The sequence below is a fragment of the Synechococcus sp. CS-1332 genome (assembly GCF_025127995.1).
Taxonomy (GTDB): Bacteria; Cyanobacteriota; Cyanobacteriia; order PCC-6307; family Cyanobiaceae; genus Cyanobium.
Map to the genome: position 1 here is coordinate 112,084 of NZ_JAHLYP010000042.1, position 23,272 is coordinate 135,355.

Annotated in this window: 26 protein-coding genes; 12 read left to right on the plus strand and 14 right to left on the minus strand. The window is 69.2% G+C overall.

Translation table 11 applies throughout. The features are described from left to right. Window positions 1-23: 23 nt before the first annotated feature. The 7 genes from rpsB to KQ305_RS10215 all read right to left on the minus strand — a co-directional run bounded on the left by rpsB (window position 24) and on the right by KQ305_RS10215 (window position 5,679). Entirely contained in the window at window positions 24-740 is a 717-nt protein-coding gene (gene rpsB / locus KQ305_RS10185) for a 30S ribosomal protein S2 (protein WP_216908544.1), read from the minus strand. Window positions 741-851: 111 nt separating this feature from the next. Further along, window positions 852-1,790 (minus strand): glycosyltransferase family 2 protein, encoded by a 939-nt coding sequence (locus KQ305_RS10190; protein WP_259725393.1) that lies wholly within the window; start codon window positions 1,788-1,790, stop codon window positions 852-854. Between the two features lie 121 nt (window positions 1,791-1,911). Then, window positions 1,912-2,067 carry a hypothetical protein gene (locus KQ305_RS10195; RefSeq protein WP_011293689.1) on the minus strand — a complete coding sequence of 52 codons (156 nt, stop codon included), beginning with the start codon at window positions 2,065-2,067 and terminating at the stop codon, window positions 1,912-1,914. A 56-nt stretch (window positions 2,068-2,123) separates the two neighbouring features. After that, on the minus strand, window positions 2,124-2,867 hold the full coding sequence (locus tag KQ305_RS10200; protein WP_259725292.1) for a DevA family ABC transporter ATP-binding protein: 744 nt from the start codon (window positions 2,865-2,867) through the stop codon (window positions 2,124-2,126). A gap of 18 nt (window positions 2,868-2,885) precedes the next feature. Beyond that, window positions 2,886-4,052 (minus strand): ABC transporter permease DevC, encoded by a 1,167-nt coding sequence (gene devC / locus KQ305_RS10205; protein ID WP_259725293.1) that lies wholly within the window; start codon window positions 4,050-4,052, stop codon window positions 2,886-2,888. Next, entirely contained in the window at window positions 4,049-4,915 is an 867-nt protein-coding gene (locus KQ305_RS10210) for an efflux RND transporter periplasmic adaptor subunit (RefSeq protein ID WP_259725294.1), read from the minus strand. The genes devC and KQ305_RS10210 overlap by 4 nt, the downstream gene beginning before the upstream one ends. Before the next feature lie 11 nt (window positions 4,916-4,926). After that, window positions 4,927-5,679, minus strand: coding sequence for a phycocyanobilin:ferredoxin oxidoreductase (locus KQ305_RS10215; protein ID WP_259725295.1), 753 nt, complete (start codon window positions 5,677-5,679; stop codon window positions 4,927-4,929). 42 nt (window positions 5,680-5,721) lie between these two features. On the opposite strand from KQ305_RS10215, the gene KQ305_RS10220 reads away from it, so the two are divergent. After that, entirely contained in the window at window positions 5,722-6,996 is a 1,275-nt protein-coding gene (locus tag KQ305_RS10220; RefSeq protein ID WP_259725296.1) for a pitrilysin family protein, read from the plus strand. Continuing rightward, window positions 6,993-8,291 (plus strand): pitrilysin family protein, encoded by a 1,299-nt coding sequence (locus KQ305_RS10225; protein WP_259725297.1) that lies wholly within the window; start codon window positions 6,993-6,995, stop codon window positions 8,289-8,291. Before KQ305_RS10220 ends, KQ305_RS10225 begins: the two co-directional genes overlap by 4 nt. Here KQ305_RS10225 and KQ305_RS10230 read toward each other — a convergent pair. Continuing rightward, window positions 8,278-8,574, minus strand: a complete 297-nt coding sequence (locus tag KQ305_RS10230) for a DUF3148 domain-containing protein (RefSeq protein WP_311134343.1) — start codon at window positions 8,572-8,574, stop codon at window positions 8,278-8,280. The genes KQ305_RS10225 and KQ305_RS10230 overlap by 14 nt on opposite strands. An 82-nt stretch (window positions 8,575-8,656) precedes the next feature. On the opposite strand from KQ305_RS10230, the gene KQ305_RS10235 reads away from it, so the two are divergent. The 4 genes from KQ305_RS10235 to KQ305_RS10250 are packed head-to-tail and all read left to right on the plus strand — an operon-like array spanning window position 8,657 to window position 13,467. Continuing rightward, window positions 8,657-9,226: a biotin transporter BioY gene (locus tag KQ305_RS10235; protein ID WP_259725298.1), complete on the plus strand. Its 570-nt coding sequence runs from the start codon at window positions 8,657-8,659 to the stop codon at window positions 9,224-9,226. Next, a complete protein-coding gene (gene lspA, locus KQ305_RS10240; RefSeq protein ID WP_259725299.1) occupies window positions 9,226-9,702 on the plus strand; it encodes a signal peptidase II in 477 nt (158 codons plus the stop codon). Before KQ305_RS10235 ends, lspA begins: the two co-directional genes overlap by 1 nt. Continuing rightward, window positions 9,683-11,875, plus strand: coding sequence for a transglycosylase domain-containing protein (locus KQ305_RS10245; RefSeq protein WP_259725300.1), 2,193 nt, complete (start codon window positions 9,683-9,685; stop codon window positions 11,873-11,875). The genes lspA and KQ305_RS10245 overlap by 20 nt, the downstream gene beginning before the upstream one ends. Next, window positions 11,872-13,467 carry a YcjF family protein gene (locus tag KQ305_RS10250; protein WP_259725301.1) on the plus strand — a complete coding sequence of 532 codons (1,596 nt, stop codon included), beginning with the start codon at window positions 11,872-11,874 and terminating at the stop codon, window positions 13,465-13,467. The genes KQ305_RS10245 and KQ305_RS10250 overlap by 4 nt, the downstream gene beginning before the upstream one ends. Before the next feature lie 128 nt (window positions 13,468-13,595). Here the strand turns inward: KQ305_RS10250 and KQ305_RS10255 are convergent, their stop codons facing one another. Further along, window positions 13,596-15,029, minus strand: a complete 1,434-nt coding sequence (locus KQ305_RS10255) for an aminotransferase class V-fold PLP-dependent enzyme (RefSeq protein ID WP_259725302.1) — start codon at window positions 15,027-15,029, stop codon at window positions 13,596-13,598. A 65-nt stretch (window positions 15,030-15,094) separates the two neighbouring features. Between KQ305_RS10255 and KQ305_RS10260 the strand changes: the two genes are divergently transcribed. Then, complete coding sequence (locus tag KQ305_RS10260) at window positions 15,095-15,589, plus strand: nucleoside deaminase (protein WP_259725303.1); 495 nt, start codon at window positions 15,095-15,097, stop codon at window positions 15,587-15,589. A gap of 1 nt (window position 15,590) precedes the next feature. Here KQ305_RS10260 and KQ305_RS10265 read toward each other — a convergent pair whose 3' ends face one another. Together KQ305_RS10265 and KQ305_RS10270 are read right to left on the minus strand one after the other, a co-directional pair. After that, window positions 15,591-16,772, minus strand: a complete 1,182-nt coding sequence (locus KQ305_RS10265; protein ID WP_259725304.1) for an alanine--glyoxylate aminotransferase family protein — start codon at window positions 16,770-16,772, stop codon at window positions 15,591-15,593. 62 nt (window positions 16,773-16,834) lie between these two features. Further along, window positions 16,835-17,353: an allophycocyanin subunit beta gene (locus KQ305_RS10270; protein ID WP_259725305.1), complete on the minus strand. Its 519-nt coding sequence runs from the start codon at window positions 17,351-17,353 to the stop codon at window positions 16,835-16,837. Between the two features lie 163 nt (window positions 17,354-17,516). Here KQ305_RS10270 and KQ305_RS10275 point away from each other — a divergent pair, with 163 nt between their 5' ends. Beyond that, complete coding sequence (locus tag KQ305_RS10275) at window positions 17,517-18,848, plus strand: glutamine synthetase family protein (protein WP_259725306.1); 1,332 nt, start codon at window positions 17,517-17,519, stop codon at window positions 18,846-18,848. Window position 18,849: 1 nt separating this feature from the next. Here the strand turns inward: KQ305_RS10275 and KQ305_RS10280 are convergent, their stop codons facing one another. Beyond that, window positions 18,850-19,119 (minus strand): hypothetical protein, encoded by a 270-nt coding sequence (locus KQ305_RS10280; protein ID WP_259725307.1) that lies wholly within the window; start codon window positions 19,117-19,119, stop codon window positions 18,850-18,852. Between the two features lie 119 nt (window positions 19,120-19,238). On the opposite strand from KQ305_RS10280, the gene KQ305_RS10285 reads away from it, so the two are divergent. Beyond that, entirely contained in the window at window positions 19,239-19,520 is a 282-nt protein-coding gene (locus KQ305_RS10285; protein WP_259725308.1) for a DUF6439 family protein, read from the plus strand. Here KQ305_RS10285 and KQ305_RS10290 read toward each other — a convergent pair. Both KQ305_RS10290 and KQ305_RS10295 read right to left on the minus strand, forming a co-directional pair. After that, window positions 19,486-19,911, minus strand: coding sequence for an ATP-binding protein (locus tag KQ305_RS10290; RefSeq protein ID WP_259725309.1), 426 nt, complete (start codon window positions 19,909-19,911; stop codon window positions 19,486-19,488). The two genes, KQ305_RS10285 and KQ305_RS10290, sit on opposite strands and share 35 nt — an antisense overlap. Before the next feature lie 32 nt (window positions 19,912-19,943). Beyond that, entirely contained in the window at window positions 19,944-20,690 is a 747-nt protein-coding gene (locus KQ305_RS10295; protein WP_259725310.1) for a GUN4 domain-containing protein, read from the minus strand. 126 nt (window positions 20,691-20,816) lie between these two features. Here KQ305_RS10295 and psb28 point away from each other — a divergent pair, with 126 nt between their 5' ends. From psb28 to KQ305_RS10310, 3 genes are read left to right on the plus strand one after another with little or no spacing between them, the layout of a single operon-like run. Then, window positions 20,817-21,191, plus strand: a complete 375-nt coding sequence (psb28, locus tag KQ305_RS10300) for a photosystem II reaction center protein Psb28 (RefSeq protein WP_254990655.1) — start codon at window positions 20,817-20,819, stop codon at window positions 21,189-21,191. After that, window positions 21,188-22,261 carry an AI-2E family transporter gene (locus KQ305_RS10305; RefSeq protein ID WP_259725311.1) on the plus strand — a complete coding sequence of 358 codons (1,074 nt, stop codon included), beginning with the start codon at window positions 21,188-21,190 and terminating at the stop codon, window positions 22,259-22,261. Before psb28 ends, KQ305_RS10305 begins: the two co-directional genes overlap by 4 nt. Then, entirely contained in the window at window positions 22,258-23,265 is a 1,008-nt protein-coding gene (locus tag KQ305_RS10310) for an AI-2E family transporter (protein ID WP_259725312.1), read from the plus strand. The genes KQ305_RS10305 and KQ305_RS10310 overlap by 4 nt, the downstream gene beginning before the upstream one ends. Window positions 23,266-23,272: the final 7 nt, after the last annotated feature.

Below are 23,272 nucleotides of genomic sequence, written 5' to 3' on the forward strand. Positions count from 1 at the left end.
GAGGTCGGGAGGGAGGAAAGGGCTCAGGCGTCGTCGTCGCCGCTGCGCTGATCCTGGGCTCCATGGCGGCCTTCATTGATGGCATCCGCAAGGCGGCCCAGCACCAGTTGCACGGAGCGCACGGCGTCGTCATTGCAGGGAATGGGGACGTCGCAGAGATCCGGATCGCAGTTGGTGTCGAGCATGGAGACGAGCGGGATGTCGAGCTTGCGGCACTCGAGCACGGCGTTGGTTTCCCGGCGCTGATCCACCAGCACCACCACATCGGGCAGACGGCGCATGTTCTTCAGACCGCCGAGATACTTCTGAAGACGGTCAAGTTCACGGCGCAGAACGGCCGCTTCCTTCTTGGGGCGCATGGCGATGGCGCCGGACGACTCCATGCGCTCCAGGTCCTTGAGCCGGTCGATGCGGGCGCGCATCGTGCTCCAGTTGGTGAGCATGCCGCCCAGCCAGCGCTGGTTGACATAGGAGGCGCCACAGCGGGCGGCTTCTTGGGCGATCACTTCGGAGGCCTGCTTCTTGGTGCCGACGAACAGGAAACGCTTGCCACTGCGGGCGGCACTGCGGGTCCATTTGTAGGCGTTGTTCATGCAGACGGCGGTCTGCACAAGATCGATGATGTGGACTCCGTTGCGCGCGCAATAGATGTAGCGCGACATCTTGGGATTCCAGCGACGGGTCTGGTGTCCGAAGTGGGCACCAGCCTCCATCATCTCGGAGAGAGTGACGACAGCCATTTGGGTTGTAGGGGGGTTTCGGGTTGGCCTCCACCTGCCAGGGATGCCGCGCCTGAAGAAAGGCAGCGGATCACCCGAAACATGCAGGTGTGCGGTGTTGGGGTTACCGGTTCAACCTACCAAATGGCCCTGCTGGCGGGCTTCGCCGTGGAGGGCACGCACCCCGAAACGGTTGAGCGGCAACCGCAGCAGCTCCATCGCCAGACCCGCCTTGCCATGGCGGATCAGCCAGCGCAGCAAGGGCCGCAGGCTGCGTTCATTGATCAGGCCGCCCAGGGTGAGCAGCTCCCACAAGGCCAGGTGCAGCCAGGTGTACTGGATGATGAACCGCACCCGCCAGGTGGGGTGCTTGCGGTAAAACACCAGGCCCATGCGGGCCCGTTCCCGCTCCACCCGCACCAGGTCCGGGATCTGCTCGAGGCTGAGGGGCGGATGCCAGTGGTACCCGACGGCTTCGGGGCAGCGCACCAGCCGCACACCCATGCGGCGCAGCCGTTCCCCCAGTTCCAGGTCCTCCCAGCCGTAGAGCCGGAAGCCGGTGTCGAACAGGCCCGATTGCTCCAGCACCCGGCGGTCGATCGCCACGTTGCCGGTGGCGAAGTAGGCCCAGGAAAGATCGCGCAGCTTGTGGGGCTCTGCCGTGGGCGCCTCGAAATTGTGGGTGTTGATCACCGCGCCATAGGTGAAGCAGAGCCGGTCGCCGCTCTCCGTCCAGGAGCGCTGCAGGGCCGTGGCGTGGTTCAGCAGGAACGGCTCCGTGACCACCAGGTCACTGTCGATGAAGACGATCACATCGCCGCGGGCCTCATCCACCCCCCGGTTGCGCCCTTCGGCGGGGCCGCCGTGGTCCTGGCGGATCAACCGCAGGTGGGGGAAGGCGGTGGCATGGGCATCCAGCCAGCGCACCGTGTCATCGGTGGAGCCGTCGTCTACCAGCACCACCTCATAGGCCTCCAGGGGACCGCCCATCTCCTGGCGCTCGAGGGCCTGCAGGCACTGGCGCAGGATCGGCAGCCGGTTGTAGGTGGGGATGACGACGCTGATGAACATCAGGGTTCGGGGCGTTGCGGGAGCGCGGACAGCAGCCGGAGCGGGGGTGGCGATGTTGGCCATGAAAAAGGGGGGATCCGGATCGAATCCCCCCGGTGCCGCCATGACCGGACAGGCGCGGTCAGTCAGCGGCACCGCCGTTGTTGGCCGTTCCGGTTACGCCGTTGCCAGCGCCTTCACCACGGCCGTCGTTACGCAGCTTGCGCTTCTTGAACTTGCGGGCGTAGGCCCGGTTTCGTTCCTGCTTTTCCTTCTTGAGGTTCCTGCGTTTCGACATAGGGCTTCGGCGCTTCGAAAAGACTGTGAGGTCCCACCCTACTCAACGGACCTGGATCACTCGGCGACAGCGTCACTCGCCCAGAGGCGGCCATCCTCCATCCGCACCAGCTTGTCGGCCACATCAAGGATGCGCGGGTCATGGGTCACCATCAGCACGGCACAGCCCTCGTCCCGGGCCAGCCGTTTGAGCAGATCGACGACCTCCCTGCCGGTCCGGCTGTCGAGGGCGGCGGTGGGTTCATCGGCCAGCAGCAGCCGGGGATGGGCGGCCAGGGCCCGGGCGATCGCCACCCTTTGCTTCTGGCCGCCGGAGAGGTCGTGGGGGAGCTTGCTGAGGTGATCGGAGAGTCCCACGGCCCGCAGCCATTCGCGGGAGAGGTCGCGGCGGGCGCGGTAGCCCAGATCCGGCAGCAGGTCGGCCCCCATCTGCACGTTCTGCTCCGCTGTGAGGCAGCGCAGCAGGTTGTGGCCCTGGAAGATCATGCCGACGCTGCGGCGCAGCAACTGGCGCTCTTGGCGGCTGGACCCCTTCAGCTCGCAGCCCAGCACACGCACCGATCCATCCATCACCTGGCGCAGGGCCCCCACCAGGGTGAGCAAGGTGGTCTTGCCGCAGCCGGAGGGGCCGGTGAGCAGCACCACCTCGCCGGGATGGATCTCCAGGTCGATGCCCTGCAGTACCTGGCGCTCCATCGAGCCGGTGCCATACCAATGGCTGAGGCCCCGGACCGACACCGTGGCGAGGCCCTCGCCCTTGGAGGTGGTGGGCGGGGCGGAACCGGGGAGGAGGGTGGTCATCGGCTCAGAATCATCGGATCAGAAGATGTCCGCCGGGTCGGCGTCGCCCAGCTTGCGCATCGCCATGGCCGCCGAGCCCATGCACATCACCAGGATCATCAGGAAGACGGTGATGGCCCGATCACTGGCCATGGCCACGGGCAGCTTGGTGGCGGACTGGATGACGGCGTACAGCACCTGGCCGGCGGCGTAGGCGGGCAGATAGCCGAAGATCGCCAGCAGCAGGCCCTCCCTGGCCACCACACCGAGGAGGGTCAGCAGGCTGTAGCCCATGGCCATGAGGGTGGCGTATTCCGGCAGGTGGTCGCTGACATCGGAAAAAAGGATCTGATAAACGATCACGCACCCGACGATGAAGCCCATGGCGGCCCCCAGGGTGAAGATGAAGCCGATGGCAGTGCTGCTGCGCCAGTAGTCCATCTCCAGATCGAGGAAGCCCTGCTTGGTGAGGACATTGACGTCCTCCGGCAGCAAGCCGCGCAGACGTTGAATCACCCGGGCGGGGTCGGCGCCGGGACGCAGGCGGATCAGCCCCAGTTCGATGCTGCCGGGGGGGGTGTTGGGCAGCAGGCTGAGGAAGGTTTCGCGGCTGGTGAGGATGTTGCCGTCGGCACCGAAGGAGGCGCCGGCGGTGAACAGGCCGGCCACCCGCAACCGTTTGCCGGCCACTTCGCTCTCCACGGTGCGTCCCTCGCGGAACCATTGGGCCACCGGTCCGAATTCATCACGGGACTGGTCGTCGAAGAGCACCCGACCCTTCTGGGTGAGGCGCGGCGTCAGGGCGGTGACGGCCGGATCAATGAACAGGGGATCGCGGGGCTCGAAGCCGAGGGCCAGGATCGAGCGGGTGCCCTTGGTCTTCGGGTTGCGCCAGAGCAGCAGGTTCCAGTGCACCGGCGTGGTGCCGCTCACGTCCGGATCGGCCAGGGCCTGCACCAGCCGTCGCTGGGGGAAGCCGGTCATGCTGATCGAGCTCTTGGTGCGGGGGCTGAGCAGCACCAGATCGGTGTCGAACAGCTTGTGCACCGTGATGCTGGAGTCGAACAGGGCGTCACGGAAGCCCAGCTGCATGAACATCAGGATCCCGGCGAAGGTGATCCCGGCCAGGGCCACGGCCAGGCGCATGGGCTGGCGGGTCAGCAGCAGCCAGGCCAGGGGGATCCGGCGTCCCTGCCAGAACGTCATGGCTGCAGGCGGGCGATCACTTTGAGGCCGGTGAGGGAGGCGACCCGGGCCCCATCGCTGGGATCGAGTCGCACCCGCACCTCGACCACGCGGGCGTCGGCATCACCAGTGGGGTCAGTGGAGAGCACTTCCCGCTGGCGGACCTGGGGGCTGATGCGGCGCACGTTGCCCTTGAGTGTTCCATCAAAACCGCCGTTCTCACTGGTGAGGGTGACGGCCTGGCCAAGGCGCACGCGGTCAATATCGCTCTCGTAGACCTCGACGGAGGCTTCCATGCGATCACTGGCCCCCAGTTCGAGGATGCCCTTGTCGCCAGGGCGTTCGCCAACGCGGGACTGAATGCGCAGCACCGTGCCGTCGATCGGAGCCCTCAGTTCGGTGTTGACCAGGTCGGTGTTGGCCTTGACGAGGGAGGCCCTGGCCTCCTGCAGCTGGCCCTGGAGCTCCAGGGTGCGCTGCTCAATCACATCCAGATCGGCCGCCGAATAGGCCCCGTCGCTGGCCAGCTTTCGGTAGCGATCCAGATCACGGGTCTGGATGGTGAGCCGGCGGCCGAGGTTGGCGATCCGGGTGCGGATCAATGCCAGTTCCGCCCGTTGCAGCGGCTGGTTGTCGAAGCGGGCCAGCAGCTGCCCGGCCTGCACCTGGTCGCCCTCGGCGACCAGCAGTTCCGTGATCCGGGGGCTGCCGCCGATGCCAGTGATCGGAGCCGCCAAAACGCGCACATCGCCATCAGGCTCCAGCTGGCCCAGGGCCGCCACGGCCTCCACCGGGGCTGGCGGCCGGGCCACGGCGGCAACCGGGGCCTTGGGTGGCTGCAGGCGCTGATACACAACGACACCCCCGACCACGAGGCCCGCCACGCCGGCGGCGATCAGGCCGTTGCGCCAGGGGCCGGTGGGTCGTCGAAGAGCAGGTCTTCGATGTAGCGGTCCGCCCACTGGGGGTTGAACGCCTTCTCCAGAACCCTCCGGGTCTTGTCGTTTTGTTTCTGTTGCTTGCAATACCTCAGCTGCCCTTGCCATCGGGCAACCGTAGCCGGATGGTCATGGGCTTGGGAAGGGCTGACGCTGGCGGCTTCGGCGAGCACGCCGAGGAACGCGGCGACCTCCTCGACGAACCCCTGTTCTTCCGCTTCCGACTCCGGCCGCACGAACAGGACGTGGGAGGAGAAAATCGAGCCCCAGGGCGGCAACTCCCGCACTTGCCCGAAAGCCACATGGGGGCGGGCGGCCAGGGCCTCGGCGATCGCCGCCGGCAGGCTGTCCCCCACCGGCGAGAGGTCGACGATGGCGGCGCTCACCCCGGCCTTGCCAGCCACGATGTCGGCGCCGAACACCGGCAGATCGTGGCGGGGGTCTGGGAAGAAGACGCAGTGGAGAATCTGCAGTCCGGCCCCGAGCCGGGCCGTCTCCAGATGCAGCTTGCGCATCCCCCGGCAGCGGTGCACCTCATTGCGGATGTAGAGGGCATCGCCCTCCAGGCTGCCGCTGATCGCCTCCAGATCGGGGTCGATCGCCAGGGGGGCCAGATCCGGCAGCGCGTTGCGACAGAGCCGGATCCGCTCGGCCAGACCATCCACCAACGGATGGATGCCCCCGTCCCCGGTCCCAGCGACCTCACCCATGGACACGCCGTCACAGCAGAATGCGGATCCTGCCATGCGTCCGTGAGTGTGTCCCTGGGTTGTTGCGGGTCCTTGTTGCCCGGGCTGGCCGCCCCCATCAGCCACACCCTCGCCAATGGCGTCGAACTGGTCCAGCTGGATCTCAAGGACGCCCCCCTGGTCTGCCTGGACTTCTGGTGCCGGGCCGGCAGCGCCTTTGAGGCTCCCGAGGAGAGCGGCATGGCCCATTTCCTCGAGCACATGGTGTTCAAGGGCAGCGAAGGACTGGCGGCCGGGGAGTTCGATCGCCGCATCGAAGCCCTGGGGGGAAGCAGCAATGCCGCCACTGGCTTTGATGATGTCCACTTCCACGCCCTGATGCCGCCGGAGGGGGCAGGAGAGGCCCTGGATCTGCTGATGGATCTGGTGCTGCAGCCCAGGCTCGAAGCCGACAGCTTCGCCATGGAGCGGCAGGTGGTGTTGGAGGAGCTCGCCCAGAGCGAGGACCAGCCCGAGGAGGTGGCCCTGCAGCGCCTGCTCTCCCTGGCCTGCCCCGATCACCCTTACGGCCTGCCGATCCTCGGGCGGCGTGAGGCCCTGGTGGCCCACGACCCGGCCGCCATGGCCGCCTTCCATCAGCGCCAGTACGCCGCCGGCCGTTGCGTCCTGGCCCTCAGCGGCGCCGCGGCGGATGGGGATCTGCTGGCGCGGGCCGCTGCGGGCCCCCTCGCGGCACTGGCGACCACCAGCGCGGCCATGGCCCCGGCAACGCTTCACGTCACCCCGGGGATGCACCGACTGGCCCTGCCGCGGCTGGAGGCCGCCCGGCTGCTGATGCTCTGGTGGCTGCCTGCCGCCAGCGATGTCGAGGGCCTGGCGGGGGCGGATCTGGCCACAACCGTGTTGGCGGAGGGACGCCGCAGCCGGCTGGTCGACCGCCTGCGGGAGCAGCTGCAGATCGTCGAGAGCATCGACCTGGACCTGCACGCCATGGAGGGCGGCAGCTTCGCCCTGCTCGAGGCGGTCTGCGATGAGGAGGATTTGGCGGCTGTGCGAGGGGCCATCACCCAGGTGTGGCAGGAGTTGCGCCAGGAGAGCCTCGGCGAGCAGGAATGGTGGCGGGCCCGCCGCCTGGTCGCCAACGGCTATCGCTTTTCCCTGGAATCCCCTGGCGGCGTGGCGTCCCTGATCGGCAGCAGCCGGCTGTGGGGACGGAGTCAACCCCTGGACCATCCCCTGGCGCTGCTGGATCGCTGGTCGCCAGGCCGACTCCAGGAGCAGATGCTGGACCTGCTGGATCCAGCCCGGGCCTGCCTGCTCGAGGCGGTGCCGGCATGAGCCTCGCTACGCCTGCTATCTCCGAGGACAACCGCACCCTGGACGGGGGCCTGCCCCTGCGGATCCTGCACCGGCCCGGGCCGGCGATCCTGGCGGCCCGCCTGGCCATTCCAGGCGGCAGCGGCCGGGACCCCGCCGGTGGCCGGGGCGCCCACCAGCTGCTGGCCGGCAGCATGACCCGGGGCTGCGGCGAGCTGGATGCCGAGGCCCTGGCCGATTGCGTCGAGGGGGCCGGCGCCGCCCTGCGGGTGGAGGCCCAGGAGGACGGTCTGGTGCTGGCCCTGAAATGTGCCGCCGACGACGCCCCCACCCTGGTGCCCCTGCTGCTGGCGATGGCGCGGCGGCCGCGGCTGGAGCCCGAGCAGGTGGCGATCGAACGGCAGCTCAACCTGCAGATGCTGCAGCGCCAGAAGGAGGACCCCTTCCAGCTGGCCCACGACCAGCTGCGCCGCCTGCTCTACGGCGACGGCCCCTACGGCCATGACCCCCTCGGGATCGAGGCCGAACTGGCTGGTCTTGGACCGGAGGACCTGCGGCCTCTGGTGGAGGGTCTCGGGGCTGACGGGGCAGTGCTGGTGCTCTGTGGCGACGCCCCTTCTGCCCTGGAGGCGGCCCTGGAGCTGGAACTGGCGGTGTCCCCCTGGAGCACCCACGCCCCCAGACCGCAGGCCTTCGCCGGTCCACCACGGGCCACGGGCCACTTTGGCCAGCAGGTGCAGGACACCGAACAGGTGGTGCTGATGCTGGGGGCCGCGACCGTTCCCCTGGCCCATCCCGACGCCCTGGCCCTGCGGTTGCTGCAGGCGCACCTGGGCCTCGGCATGTCCAGCCGACTGTTCATCACCATGCGGGAGGAGCGCGGTCTGGCCTACGACGTCGGTGTGCACCTGCCGGCTTTGTCCGGCGGTCCGCCCTTTGTCATGCACCTGTCCACGTCGGCGGAGCGGGTGGCCGAGGCCACCACCTGCCTGCTGGATGAATGGCAGCGGCTCCTGGAGGAGCCCCTGGACGAGGGCTCACGTCTGCTGGCCCTGGCCAAATTCCAGGGGCAGGACGCCATGGGGCGCCAGACCTGCTCGCAGATCGCTGAACGCCAGGCCCTGGTGCTCAGCCAGGGCCTGGCCTCAGACCATGTGCGCCAGGTGATGGAGCGGGCTCCCGGGATCGGCGCCGAGGAGCTGCGGGCGGCGGCCCGCCGCTGGCTGGTCGCCCCCAGCCTGAGCCTGGTGGGGCCGGCCCCGGCCCTGGAACAGGCGCAGCAGGCCTGGCGGAGCCATGGACTCAGCCGTCCGTAGCGGCCGGCTCCAGGTCAGAGAGGTTGATCAGGAAGGTGCCGCGCCGAAACCGGATGGCCCTCAGTTCCAGAGCCCGGATTTCCACGACCCGGCCCACTTCCCCCGGATCCACCAGATCCGGGGGACGCAGCATCGGCATCGGGTCGGCGGTCTTGAGGTAGCGGAGGGGCTGGCGCAGGCGCACGGCATCACCCAGATGGATCGCCGCCATCGGAACCATCTCCGCAGCTTCCGACGGCGAAGCCTCCTCTGGCGCGGGATCGGTGGGGATGGACTCCGGCATCGGTATGGCTCTCCAGCAGGGTCCTGGCCCTTCTCAGCCGAACCTAGCTGGAGCAGGATGGGCGCCAGTCACGAACGGTTCATTGCGAGCCCTTGCCACCTGGAGCGGAGCGATCGCCGGCCTGCTTCTCATCCTTGTCGGCGGTCTGGTACCGGCGGCCTTTCCGGTCCACGAGGCCGCTGGCTGGGGTGTACGCCCGCTCGGCATCACCCTGCAGGTGCCGGCCCTGCTGCTGACCGCCCTGGTCTGCGGGCCCCGCAGTGCCACCCTGGCCGCCGTGGCCTATCTCAGTGTCGGTCTGTTCCAGTTGCCGGTCTTCCATGAGGGCGGAGGCATCGGCTACCTGCTCGATCCGGGCTTCGGCTACCTGGCGGGTTTCCTGCCGGCCGCCTGGATCACCGGAAAACTGTCACGCCAGCCGGGCATGGACGATCCCCTCGCCCTCGCAGGGGCCGCCGCCATCGGACTGGTGCTGCTGCACCTCTGTGGCCTGACGAACCTTTTGCTGGGCAGCCTGGCCGGCCGCTGGGGGGGTGACACCCTGACCCTGGTGGTGGGCTACAGCCTGGCCCTGTTGCCCCAGTTGCTGCTGTGCTGCGCTGCCGGGGTTCTGGGCTGGTTGGTGCGCCGGCTGCTCCTGGTGCCCTCGTGATGGCACGACCGATCCGCCAGCGGCTGGGGACGCTGCTGCTGGCGGGCCTCACCCTGCTGCTGGATCAGGTGAGCAAGGGCTGGGCCCTCAACCACCTGCCCAGCGGCAGCATCCGGCCGCTGCTTCCTGGCCTGCTGCAGCTGCAGAAGGTGAGCAACACCGGGGCCGCGTTCAGCCTGTTCACGGGGGCCTCGAACCAGCTGGGTCTGGTGAGCGCCCTGGTGAGCCTCGGCCTGCTGGTCTGGATCCTGTGGCGCCCTCCTGCCGGCCTCTGGAACGGCCTGGCCCTGGGACTGCTGCTGGGAGGGGCGCTGGGCAACGGCATCGACCGCTGGCGCTACGGCGCGGTGGTGGACTTCCTGGAGTTCGTCCCGATTCACTTCCCGATCTTCAACCTCGCCGACGTGGCCATCAACCTGGCCGTGGCGTGCTTCCTCATTGATCTGCTGCGACCCCATGCCGACCGCCATCCTTGAGGGACTGGAGCGGAGGCTGAGGCCCCGCTCCCCCAGCACAGGTCCCCAGCTCAGGGTGCTGCGCCCCGGCCTGCCGGACCTGAGCCAACCCCTACACGGCAGCCTCTACCGGATCGGCCGCGCCACCGACAACAGCATCGTTGTCGACCACACGGCCGTGAGCCGCCACCATGCTCTGCTCGAAAACCATGGCGGCCACTGGCTGTTGAGCGACGCTGGCTCCACCAACGGACTCTGGTGGCAGGGCCGCCGGGTTCGCGAGCTGGTGCTGCGCCGGGGGGATCAGGTGCGCTTCGGCCCTCCCGATCAGGAGGATCTACCCACTCTTGTCTTCGCGCCTGAGGGGGGTCTGCGCCGGGCCTGGCTCGGGCGCTGGAGTGCTCGTGCCGCGGTGGCGCTGGGCGCTGCCGGCACCCTGCTGCTGGCCGTGTCCCTGCTGCAGGTGCCCACCCGGGGCAGCCTGGCGACGGTGCGGGGCCCGCTGCTCCTCTACGACCGCAGTAATCGGCCGGTGGCGTCCGTGGCCGATCGCAAGCGCCGCGAACTTCCCGACCTGGACGCCTATCCCGCCGTCCTGATCGATGCGCTGCTGGCCAGTGAGGACAACCGTTTCTGGTGGCATCCCGGCGTCGATCCGATCGGCACGTCCCGTGCCCTGCTCACCAACCTGCTCGGCGGCCGGGTGCTGGAGGGCGGCAGCACCCTGACCCAGCAGATGGCCCGCAGCCTCTACCCGGAGCAGGTGGGCCAGGGGGAGACCCTGGGGCGCAAGTGGCGCGAGCTGCTGGTGGCCCTGCAGCTGGAGGCGCGCTTCAGCAAGCAAGAGTTGCTGCTGAGCTACCTCAACCGGGTGTATCTCGGCGCCGTCTGGGGGTTCGAGGATGCCTCCCGGCGCTTCTTCGGCCGGCCGGCGGCGGCACTGAAGCTGGAGGAGGCTGCCCTGCTGGTGGGCCTGCTGCCCTCCCCGAATGGCTACGACCCCTGCATCGATCCCACGGCGGCCCTGGCGTCCCGCAACCAGGTGCTCGACAAGATGGCCGCCTCCAACCGGATCAGCGCGGATCAGGCGCGGCGTGCCCGGCGCCAACCGATCCGGCTGGCCGCGGACGCCTGCCGCTCCGCCCAGCAACGGGGGGCCCCCTTCTACACCGACCAGGTGCGCCGCGACCTGGAGAACCTGGTGGGCAAGGAGGTGGCCGCCGAAGGCAACTTCCTGATCGACACCCACCTCGACCCCCTGCTGCAGGAGCGGGTCGAGGTGGTGCTGCGGCAGCGCATCGATGCCAGCCGAACGCTGGGTGTCAGCCAGGGGGCGGTGGTGGTGATCGACAGCCGCACGGGGGGGATCCGCGCCATCGCCGGCGGGCGCGACTACCGGCAGAGCCAGTTCAACCGGGCCTCGATGGCCCTGCGCCAGCCCGGCAGCACCTTCAAGCTCGTCCCGTATGTGGTGGCCCTGGAGCGCGGCGCCCGGCCCGGCGACCGGATCGCCTGCGGGCCGCTGGAGTGGGGCGGCCAGAGCTTCAGCAGCGGCTGTGGCGGCAGCCTCAGCCTGCGCCAGGCCCTGGCGATCAGCAGCAACACCGCCGCCCTGCGCCTGGCCCGCAAGGATGGCCTCGACGCCATCGTCAGCAAGGGCCGGGATCTGGGCTTCACCAGCCCCCTGGCCCCGGTGCCGGGTCTGGCCCTCGGCCAGAGCGAGGTGACTCTGCTGGAGCTCACGGCGGCCTATGCCACCGTCGCCGCCGATGGTCTCTGGCGGGCGCCCACTACGATCCGGCGGCTCACCGATGCCGAAGCCTGCGCCGCCTCCCAGGCGGCGGGACAGCGGGGAGGGGCCGATTGCCGGGCCTCCGCCGGCAGCTCCAGGGCCGTCACCAGCCCCGGCCGCCGGGTGATGAGTCCCGCCACCGCCAAGGCGATGCGGATCCTCCTGGAGGCGGTGGTCAGCGGCGGCACCGGCAGCGCCGCCTACGTGGGCGTCGGCAGCTGGGGCAAGACCGGCACCACGAACGAGGGCCGGGATCTGCTTTTCGTGGGCTACGCGCCCAGGCGCCAGTGGGTGATCGGCATCTGGCTGGGCAACGATGACAACAGTCCCACCGCCGCCAGCAGCGCCCTGGCGGCCTCCCTGTTCGGCGAGATCGTGCGCTCCGCCCCGCCGGGGTCATGAAGCTGCCCCAACGCCTCTGGATCTGGATCCTTCTGGGTCTGCTGGCGCTGGTGGTGCTGGGGATGGTGCTGCAGGCGGTTCAGCAGCTGCAGTGGACCCTGAGCACCTGGCTTCCCTACTGGATGGTGGGGCCGCTGATGTTGGTCGTGCTGGTGGCGTTGCTGCTGGCCCTGGCGCAGGTCGGCTGGCCCTGGTTGCAGCGACTGCGCAGGCCTGGCCCTTCGGGTGCAGGCAAGACTCCCACGGCGTCCGTGCCCTCCAGCCGCCGTGAAGCGGCCCAACGGAACCTGGGCGCCGTCGACCGCACCCTTGAGAAGGTGCGCCACGCGGTGGAGCGGGAAGCCCTGCATCAGGAACGCCAGCGGATGGAGGCGGAACTGGAACGGGGCGACCTGGTGATTGTCGTGTTCGGCACCGGCTCGGCGGGGAAGACCTCGCTGATCCGTGCCCTGCTGCAGGAGGTGGTGGGGGACGTGGGCGCCCCCATGGGGTCGACCACCAGCGCCACCCGCTACCGGCTGCGGCTGCGGGATCTGCCCCGCGCCGTGGTCCTGGAAGACACCCCAGGCATCCTCGAAGCGGGCCGCGAGGGTCGGGAGCGGGAGCGGCTGGCCCGGGGACTGGCGGCCCGGGCCGACCTGCTGCTGCTGGTGCTGGATGGGGACCTGCGCGCCAGTGAACTGGAGGTGTTCGAGGCCCTGGCGGGGCTGGGCAAGCGGCTGCTGCTGGTGCTCAACAAGTGCGACCTGCGCGGCGAAGAGGAGGAGCGTCGCCTGCTGGCGCTGCTGCGGCAACGCTGCGCCGGGCGCCTCGCCCCCGAGGATGTGATCCCCGCCAGCGCGGCTCCCCAGAGCGTGCCGATGCCCGGAGGCCGGCCCCTGCAACCGGCGCCGGAGGTGGAAGCCCTGCTGCGCCGTGTCGCCAGCGTTCTGCATGCCGATGGGGAGGAGCTGATCGCCGACAACCTGCTGCTCCAGTGCCGCCGTCTCAGCCAGGCCAGCCAGGACCTGCTGGACCGGCAACGGCACAGCGATGCCGGCACCATCGTCGACCGGTACATGTGGATCGGCGCGGGGGTCGTGATGGTGACCCCGCTGCCGGGAATCGACCTGCTCGCCACCGCGGCGGTCAACGCCCAGATGGTGGTCGAGATCGGCCGCGTCTACGGCGTCAGCCTCAGCCGCGACACGGCCCAGGATCTGGCCCTTTCGGTGGGCCGGACCCTGGCGGGGCTGGGGCTGGTCAAGGGAGGGGTGGGTCTGATCACCTCGGCCCTCAGCCTCAATCTCCCTGCCTTGGTGGTCAGCCGGGCCATTCAGGCGGTCAGCGCGGCCTGGCTGACCCGGGTGGCGGGGCGCAGCTTCATCACCTACTTCCGCCAGAACCAGGACTGGGGCGATGGGGGGTTGCAGGAGGTGCTGCAGCGCGAATACGACCTGAACAAGCGGGAGGGCATGCTGCGCAGCTTCCTGGAAACCGCCCTCAACCGGGTGGTGGAGCCTCTGCAGCAACGCCAGAGACGGCGGCTGCCGCCTCGCCCAGGGCCTCGGGGGGGGGCGGCTGAAGGGGACCGCGGGAATCCAGCACCGTGATCAGCACCAGATAGGCCACCCCGATCAGAATCGATAGGGCCCCGGTGAGGATCGCCACCCACTTGCCGCGGGAATCCTTCCCGGGGGGCTGCGGTGGGATTGGATCCGGCATCGGTTCAACCACTGGTTCAGCCATGGGCGGCCTCCGCCAGGCTTTGCTGCACCACCAGGCTCAGCCGTTCCAGGTGGTCAGGGAGCGTGTGAGGGTTGCCCAGCACCGCCTTGAGATGGTGGTGACCCCGATAGACCGGCCGCGACAGCATCAGCTGCTCAGCCAGCAGGGCCGCCCGGGTGGCGGCGCTCCAGCGCTCCGCCGCGGCCCCTTCGCAGCCATCGGGCCGGAAGGCCAGCAGGTGCAGGGGGCCGCTGCAGAGGGTCAGGCCACCGATGGCCCGCAGCCGCTGCTCCAGGTCCGTGCGGCGCTGGACAGCGGCGTCGATGAGGGCGGCCACGCCGTCGAGGCCGAGCTGCCGCAGACCCAGCCAGAGCTTGAGGATCTCTCCTGGCCTGGTGCCCTGCAGCCCCGCCTCCCCCTGGTGGCCGCCGCCCCAGCTGGGCTCCATATAGGGCAGTCCGGTGCCGAAGGCCCGCTGCAGGTGGCGCGGATCCGCCAGCAGCAGCAGGGAGGAGGTCTTGGTGATGCCGAGCAGCTTCTGGGGATTGACCGTGATCGAATCGGCCAGAGCCAGGCCGGCGAGCCGGGAACGGAACCGCTCGCTGAAGGCGAAGATGGCGCCAATGGCCCCGTCCACGTGCAGCCAGTGGCCGTAGTGGCGGCACAGCGCCGCAATGGGCTCCAGGGGATCGAGGGCACCGCGCACGGTCGTGCCGGAGGTGGCCACCACGGCAATCACGGGGGTACCGGCCCGGTCGAGCTGCGCCAGCCGCTCCTCGAGGGCCTGCGGCTCCAGGCTGCCGGTCGCGGTGACGGGGAGTTGCACCAGGGCCTCGGCCGGCAGACCCATCACGGCGGTGGCCTTGATCAGCGAGACGTGGGCCTCTTCGCTGCACAGCACCACCGCCTCACCCCGGCAGGCCAGACCACGGCGATGGCGGGCAGTGACCAGAGCCATCAGGTTGCTGAGGCTGCCGCCGCTGGCGGCCACGCCCCCGGCACCGTCGGGCAGGCCAAGCCGACTGGCCATCCAGGCGCAAAGGGCCCGCTCCAGGCGACTGAGGCTGGGCGAGAGCTCTTCAGCCAGCAGGTTGTTGTTCAGGCCGGCGCAGATCAGGTCGGCCACGATCGAAGCCGACAGGGGCGGCGGATCGAGGTGGGCCAGGGCGCCGGGGTGATTGGGGTTGTAGGCCCCTTCCATCACCAGTTGCAGATCGGCCAGCAGCCTTTCGCTGCCGAGCCCTGCCGCCTCCGGTTCCACCGCCGGCAGCACGCTCAAGCCCGGAAGGGGAGTGCCATGGCCGGCCTGGCCCAGCCAGCGACAAAGGAGTCCGGACGCCTGCTGCAGGAGGTCCTCCAGGGCCGGGTCCACCTGAAAGGGGTCCGGGAAGGAGCCGAACTCCTGGGGGGGCGGCGCTGGCCGGTGGGCGGGGGGGACGCTGGCCAACGGCGACTGTGGGGGTCTCGGCATTCTGCCGGGTGCCCGGGCGGAGGGATGGCTAGAAGCAGGGGATGGTGAGTGACGCCAACAGCCTGCTGTGGATGGACCGGCTCCTGCGGCTCTCCGAGGCGGCCGGGACCCGGGGGGAGGTGCCCGTGGCGGCCGCCTTGCTGGATGAGGCTGGACGCTGCGTGGGCTGGGGAAGCAATCGCCGCCATCTCCGGGCAGACCCCCTGGGGCACGCCGAACTGCTGGCCCTGCGCCGGGCCGCAGCGACACGGGGCGACTGGCGCTTCAACGGCTGCACCTTGCTGGTGACCCTTGAGCCCTGTCCCATGTGCGCCGGTGCCCTGATCCAGGCGCGGGTGGGCACGGTGATCTACGCCGCCGCTGATCCCAAACGCGGCGCCCTCGGCGGCAGCCTGGACCTCGCCAGCCACCCCAGTGCCCACCACCACATGGTGGTGAAAGGCGGGGTGCGCGGCGAGCGGGCCGCGCAGCAACTGGAGAATTGGTTCCGACTCCGGCGCCTGGCCCGCCAGGTTGACGGCCTAAAGCAGGCCTGACTCAGGCGATCGCGGCGGCCACGGGCGCAGGCGAAGGACGGAAGGCGGGCAGTTCGCTGGCAAAAATGTCGAGCAGTCGGTCGACATTCTCCGGCGTGCTGTTGTAACCCATCAGGCCGATGCGCCACACCTTTCCGGCCAGATCCCCGAGCCCACCGCCCACCTCAATACCAAAACGATCAAGCAGGTGGCGGCTGAAGGCCTTGCCATCGACCCCCTCGGGGATGCGGACGGTGGTGAGGGTGGCCAGACGCAGGGGCTCGCTGACATGCAGTTCCAGGCCCAGCTGTTCCAGGCCGGCCCAGAGGCGCTCGGCATTGCTGCGGTGGCGCGCCCAGGCGGCCTCGAGTCCCTCTTCGGCCAGGAGCCGCAGGGCTTCGCGCATGCCGAAGTTCATGTTGACCGGAGCGGTGTGGTGATAGACCCGATCGCTGCCCCAGTACTTGTTGAGCAGAGAGACATCCAGGTACCAGTTGGGCACCTTTCCGGAGCGGGCGGCCAGCTTGGCCTCGGCCCGCGGACCCATGGTGAAGGGGCCCAGGCCCGGGGGGCAGCTGAGGCCTTTCTGGCTGCAGCTGTAGGCCAGATCCACCTTCCAGGCATCGATGTGCAGCGGCACCGCCCCAAGGGACGTGACCGTGTCGAGCAGCAGCAAGCAATCGTGCTGCCGGCAGAGATCACCGATCCCCTCCATCGGCTGACACACGCCGGTGGAGGTTTCGGCATGCACCATCGCCAGGATGGCGGGCTTGTGGGCGATCAGGGCCGCTTCGAGTTCGGCCAGCTCAAAGGCCTCCCCCCAAGGCCGTTCGATGCTGACCACCTCGGCGCGGTAGCGGCCGGCCATGTCGACCAGGCGCTGGCCGAAATAGCCCATCACCGCCACCAGCACCTTGTCGCCGGGCTCGATCGTGTTGGCCAGGGTTGCTTCCATAGCGGCGCTGCCGGTGCCGCTCATCGGGATGGTGAGGCGGTTGTCGGTCTGCCAGGCGTAGCGCAGCAGCTCCTGCACCTCCCCCATCAGGTCGATGTACAGGGGATCCAGGTGGCCGATCGGCATCCGGGCCAGGGCCTGCAGGACCGTGGGGTGGGCGTTGGAGGGTCCAGGACCCAGCAGCAGCCGCTCCGGGGTGGCAATCGGGTCCAGAGCGAGCCTGTGGGTGCTGCTGATGGAGGGAGGCACTGGGAGAAGGGGCAAGACCTGGCGGAGCGGCAGAAGTGATACGAGGTTAGGGAATGGCCGCCTCAGCGAGCGCGGACGTTGCTGGAGGAGAGGCCGCGGCAGAGATGCTCGAAGGGGGCCCGCACCAGACCGGTGTTCACCAGGCCGGCATCGGCCAGCATCTCGGCGATCACCTCGCCGAGCAGGGCGATGCTGCGGACGGTCGGTCCGGTGGGAACGCCCAGGCTCTTGTAGGTGTCGTCGAGGCCGTTGAGAACACGCTCGTTGAGGATGGTGAAGTCGTCGGCCACCAGGGCATAGCTGGCGTAGCGCAGGAAGTAATCCATGTCGCGCAGGCAGGCCGACAGGCGCCTGGTGGTGTAGGCGTTGCCGCCGGGGAGGAGCAGCTCGGGGTCTTCAAGCCAGAGGCGTTGGGCGGCCTCGCGCACGATGACGGCCGCTTCCCGGTTGATCAGTTCGACAGCGGCGAGACGCAACTCCGCCTGGCCGTAGTAGGCATCAATCCGATCGATCGCGGAGCGATCGAAGTAGCGGCCCAGCTGGTCATAGCGACCAATCAGACCGGTGATGGCATCTCGCATGGACGAAACGGATCGACGCACCTGCAGCGGAAGGTAGCACTCGCGATCCGCCAGATTCCTGTGCTGCGGCTGGTTCTGGGGAATCTGACAGAAACGGTTACGCGGCCACCGGCCCGCCGAGGGGGCAGCATCGTGGCGGCAGCCTTCCCACCCGCCCCCCTCCATGGCCACCTCCGCCCAGGACATCCTGCGCCGCCTCGGGGAGGACGGCATCGAGCGCATCGACCTGAAGGTGAGTGACCTGGAGGGTCGCTGGCATGCGATCGGCTTTGAGGCGCACCGCTTCGGCGAGGAGGTGTTTCGTCGAGGCCTTCCCCTGGACAGCCTCAGCGCGGAGCCGGGGCGGACGCTGCCAGCCGCCAGCGGCCTGATCTTGCATCCGGACCCCAGCACCGCCTGGATCGACCCCTTCCTCACCCCGAGGAGCCTCAGCCTGATCGCGGCGTTCGAGGCACCCACAGAGGCCTCGACAGGATTCCGCCATTGCCCCCGCTCCCTCGCCGCCCGCGCCCTGGCCGAGCTGACCAGCAGCGGACTGGCGGATGGTGCCCGCTTCGGAGCCGAACAAGGCTTCTTTCTGTTCAAGGACCTGGACGCCTACGGCGATGGCCAGGGCTGTGGTTACAGGGTCAGCCTCGGCCCGGCGATACCGGAAGAGCTCCGCAGCGAGCTTCTGCTCACCCTGGCGGCCCTGGATCTGCGGGCCCACCTGCAGCAACCGGCGCCGCAGGGGCCCCTGCAGCAGCTGACCCTGGGAAGCGGCGATCCGCTGCGGGCTGCGGATGCCCTGATGGTCAGCCGCTACGTGGTGCGTCATGTGGCACAGCGCCACGGCTGGCGTGCCACCCTCCTGCCGAGGCCCACCCTGGAGCGCACCTGCGCCGGCCTGGCGGTGCACCAGAGCCTCTGGAGGGCCGGGCAACCCCTGTTCTGCGGGGAGGGAACCTACGGCGACCTGTCCCAGACCGCCCGCTGGTACCTGGGGGGGCTGCTGCGCCACGGCCCCTCCCTGGCTGCATTCACCAACCCCGGGACCAACAGCTACCGGCGGCTAAGGAGCGGCCCCGAGGCCCCGATCCGGCTCACCTACGCCAGGAATGACCCGTCCACCGTGGTCGACGTTCCTGCCAGCGGCAGCGATCCCGCCAAGCGGCGGCTGGTGCTGCGTCAGGCGGATGGGCTGGCCAATCCCTACCTGGCCTTTGCAGCCATGCTGATGGCCGGACTCGATGGCGTGCGGCGCCAGAGCGATCCCGGATCGCCGAGTGATCAGGAGTCCGCCGCCGCCCGTTCAGCGGGATCCGGTGGCGCCACCCTGCCCGCCGACCTGAGCCAATCCCTGGACGCCCTGGCCGACGACCACGGCTATCTGCTGGCCGGTGGCGTCTTCAGTCGGGAACTGGTCGAGGACTGGATCGCCTCGAAACGCCAGGAGGTGGAGGACCTGGAGCATCGGCCCCATCCGCACGAGTTCAGCCGCGACCCCATGGCCTGAATCAGGGCCGCAGCAGCCAGGCCAGCAGCAGCCCCAGTCCGCCCCAACGCAACGCCGACCAGAAGCGATCGCCGTGCCGGGTGCTCGGCAGCAAAGCTTCGGGGAGGGGATCCAGCAGCCGTTGGGCCAGCTCCAACCGTTGCCGCCGCCGCCGCAGGGTCACGCCCGTGGAAGCCACGGCCCCCGGGCGTCCGGCCAGGCTGAGCACCGCCGCCAGTTGGTGCAGCAATCCCGGTGACGATGAGCGGCGGGGGCGCTGGAGTCGGCTCATGGTGGCGCGATCGACAGGGCGAGACCTGGAACGACAGGATGGATCCACGTCAGGCCGATCGTCCAGTGGAAGCCAGCAGCAATCCAGCCGAAACAGCTTCCCCGTCCACCGTTTCGGTTGTGTCGAATCGATCGTGGCCTGCCGAGGCCCTGCCCTTAGCCGAACGGCTGCACCGCCAGCTCAGCATTGGCGATCGGGACTGGCACGCCCTCAAGCACCAGCGCTCCCGGCGGGCGGCCGAGCAGGTGGCTGCGGCCCTGGTGCAACTCCTCGCCGCCGATGAGCCTGCCGCCAGCGCGACTGGCGAGGGTCGGCGGAGCGCCATCGCCCTGCTGGAGAACGCCCAGGCCTGGCTGCGGGCCGAGATCAGCGATCCGGGCTGTCCTGCCCACGGCCGCTGACCGTCGCTCGCCGTGCCGCCAGCTGCAGCCGGTTGCCCCGGCTGCTCCAGCGGACATCATCAAAGCAGTGGTGGATGAGGAACAGGCCCCGACCGGAAAGGGCATCCTGCTCGCAGGGCAGGACATTCTGGCGGGCATGGGGCGGGAGCCCGGGGCCTTCGTCCTGAACCTGCCAGACCACCCAGCGAGGGGTGACGATCCGGCGCACCCTCAGGCACTTGCCCGGATCGCAGCCGTTGCCGTGTCGCACGGCATTGACCAGGGCCTCCTGGAGACCGAGCTGCAGCTCCGCCTGACGGAGGGCGCAGCCGATGGGTTCAAGAAGCAACTCCACCAGCGGAGCCAGCTGCAGGGTGGAGGGGGTGATGTAGTCGGCCCAGCGGAGCTGCATGAAGCAGGAATTCCCATTCGCCTGATTTGAACCTAACGCGCCCTCCCTGCCGGCGCCTCCCCCAGGCGGGCCTGGATGGCGGGATGTTGCAGAAGCGCGTCCATCAACCGCACACCCCGCAGCTGATTGACCAGCGGCATGTGGCCCTCCGGCGCTTCGAGGGACCACTGGAAAGCTCCCGGATAGCGGGTCCAGGTGCCCTCACTTTTCCACCCGAGCCTGGGCCAGAGCCGATCCCATTGCCCCTGACACCCCTGCAGCAGCCGGGCCTGGACCGAGAAGCCGAAGCGCCCCTGGGAGTAACAGCACCAGAGACGGTCGAGGCTGGTGAGGTCGGTGCCGGACATGGCCGCCACCTCGCTGTAATAGACGTAGCCGCGGCGAACGGCCGCCCCACCGGCCAGCTGGCGCAGGTGCTCGCTGGTGAGACGATCGGCCTCCTCGAAGGCCTGCCGCATCAGGTGGTGCTGCAACGGCGCGTAGTCGAGGCCAGCGATGCTGGCGACGGCGAGCCAGCCATCGGGATGGCGGGCCAGGAGGGCGTCCTGCCGAGCCGCATCACCGCAGGCCATCAGCAGCTGGATCAGATGGCCGGCGGCCCAGTCGTCGCCAGTGGCGTCGAGCTGGTCGAGCCTGTCCGGGATCAGATCCAGCAGCTCTGTTCCAGCCTGCTCGAGCTGGCCCAGGAGGCTGCGGCGCTGACGGAGCGAACCAGCGAGGAAACGACCCAGCAGCTGTTCGGCATCGACGGTGCTGGAAACCGGAGGACCGGAGAGCATGGGCAGACGACCAGCCGAAAAGGCAGCATGGTGGAAACCACTATGTCAGGGCCGATGGGCACTGGCTGAATGGTGAGCAGGGAGGGGGTTCTGGCCCTGCCTAAAGTCCCATTTTCAGAGAATGCCATGGCCGCCGCCATTCAGTTCTTCCGCGGTGTGGACGAGACGGTCGTGCCCGACATCCGCCTGACCCGATCGCGGGATGGCCGCACCGGCCAGGCCACCTTCGTGTTCGAGGAGCCCGAGGCCCTGGCTCCCCAGGCCGTGGGCGATATCACCGGCATGTTCATGCTCGATGAAGAGGGCGAGATGGTGACCCGGGAGGTGAAGGCCCGCTTCGTCAACGGCAAGGCCAGCGCCCTGGAAGCCACCTACACCTGGAAGAGCACCGCCGATTTCGAGCGCTTCATGCGCTTCGCCCAGCGCTATGCCGACGGCCACGGCCTCGGGTTTGCCGGCCAGGGTGACGAGCCGGCCGAGGAGGGCCAGGAGGAGGCTTGAAATTCGGCCAGTGGTTGGGCCTGATCGCCCTGATGGCGGCGCTCGTTCTGTTGTGGAGCCTGCGTGACGCCCTGATCCTCCTGTTCGCCGCCGTGGTGCTCGCCATGGCGCTCTGCACCCTGGTGGGCGCCATCCGGGAACGGATCGGTGTGGCCAGGCCCATCGCCCTGCTGCTGGCCCTGTTGCTGGTGACGCTGCTGGTGCTGATCGTCGCCACGGTCGTGATCCCCCCCTTCATCGCCGAGTTCCGCGAACTCGTGCAGCAAGTGCCGCGGGCCTGGGCGGAGTTGTTGAAGCTGTTGCGCCACGCCCTTGAGGGGGCGTCACAGATGGTGTATGGCCGCAGGGACGGCAGCCTCGACTGGCTCAAATCCACCCTCTCGATTCCGGCCACCCTGCCCCCCGACCTGCTGGGCCGCCTCGGCGGTGGGGCGATCGGCCTGGTGGGGGTGGCCGGCAACCTCGGTGCCGGCCTGCTCCAGACCCTGTTCGTGGTGGCCGTCTCCCTGATGGTCGCCGCCCAGCCCACCGGCTACCGGGAGGCCCTGCTGCTGCTGGCGCCCTCCTTTTACCGGCGGCGCCTGCGCCAGGTGCTGGTGTCCTGCGGCACCGCCCTGAGCAGCTGGATGGTGGGGGTGCTGATCAGCTCCGTCTGCGTGGGTCTGCTGGCGGCCATCGGCCTGTCCGTGCTGGGCGTGAAGCTGGTGGCGGCCAATGCCCTGCTGGCCGGCCTGCTCAACATCATCCCCAACGTGGGACCGACGCTCAGCACGATTTTCCCGATGTCGGTGGCGCTCCTTGATGCCCCCTGGAAGGCCGTGGCCGTTCTGGTGGTTTACGTGATCATCCAGAACCTCGAGAGCTATGTCATCACCCCCTCGGTGATGCACCATCAGCTGCAGCTGCTGCCGGGCCTGACCCTCACCGCCCAGCTCCTGTTCACCCTGCTGTTCGGCCCGCTCGGCCTGCTGCTGGCCCTGCCCCTGGCGGTGTGCCTGCAGGTGCTGCTGCGGGATGTGTTGATCCATGACATCCTCGATCCCTGGAAGCGGGAGCGCCAACAGACATGAAGGCACGCACCCTGCTCGGGGCCCTCGGCCTGGTGGCGCTGTTCCTGCTGCTGTGGGAGCTGCGCTGGGTGCTGCTGATCCTCTTCGGCGCCGTGGTGCTGGCGGTGGCACTGGATGTGCCCACCAGCCTGCTGCGGCGGCTCACCCGCCTGAACCGGTGGGCGGCCCTGTCGCTGGTGCTGCTGGCGCTGCTCGTGATCGGCTGGCTCCTCGGCAATCTGCTGCTGCCGGAACTGATCGACCAGATCCGCCAGTTCAGCCAGTTGGTCCCTGAGTTGATCCAGCGGCTCGGTGACGTGGTGCCCAAGACCCCCCTGTTGCGCGATCTGGAACGGCAGCTGGACGATGGGACCCTGTGGGACCGGCTCCAACCCCTGGGAAGCCAGCTGCTCGGCGTGGCGGGTGGCGCCGCCAACAGCACGATTCAGCTGCTGCTGATGCTGCTGCTGGCGATCCTGATGGCGCTCGATCCAGTCAGCCATCAACGCCTGGTGATTGCCGCGACGCCACTGTTCTACCGGCGGCGCATGGAACAGCTGCTGGGGGAATGCCGCGAGGCCCTCGGTGGCTGGCTGGCTGGCATGACCATCTCCGGCACCGTGGTCTTCCTCACCACCTGGGCGGGCCTGGCGGCGCTGCAGGTGCCCCTTGCTCTGCTGAGCGGCCTGGTCTGTGGTCTGCTCACCTTCGTGCCCACCATTGGACCCACGGCCGCCACCCTGCTGCCACTGGCCGTGGCCCTGCTGATCTCACCGGCGAAAGTGGTTCAGGTGCTGGTGCTGAGGCTGCTGCTGCAGAACGGCGAAGCGTTCCTGCTCACCCCCCTGCTGCTGAGCCGCACCGTCAACCTGCTGCCCACCGTCGCCCTGATGGCCCAGTTGAGTCTGGGGGCCCTGCTGGGATTGCCCGGGCTCCTTCTGGCCCTGCCTCTGGTGGTGGTGCTGCAGGTGGCCTGCGAAGAGGTGCTTGTCCGGGACGTGATGGACCGCTGGGATCTGACCTGAGCAGAAC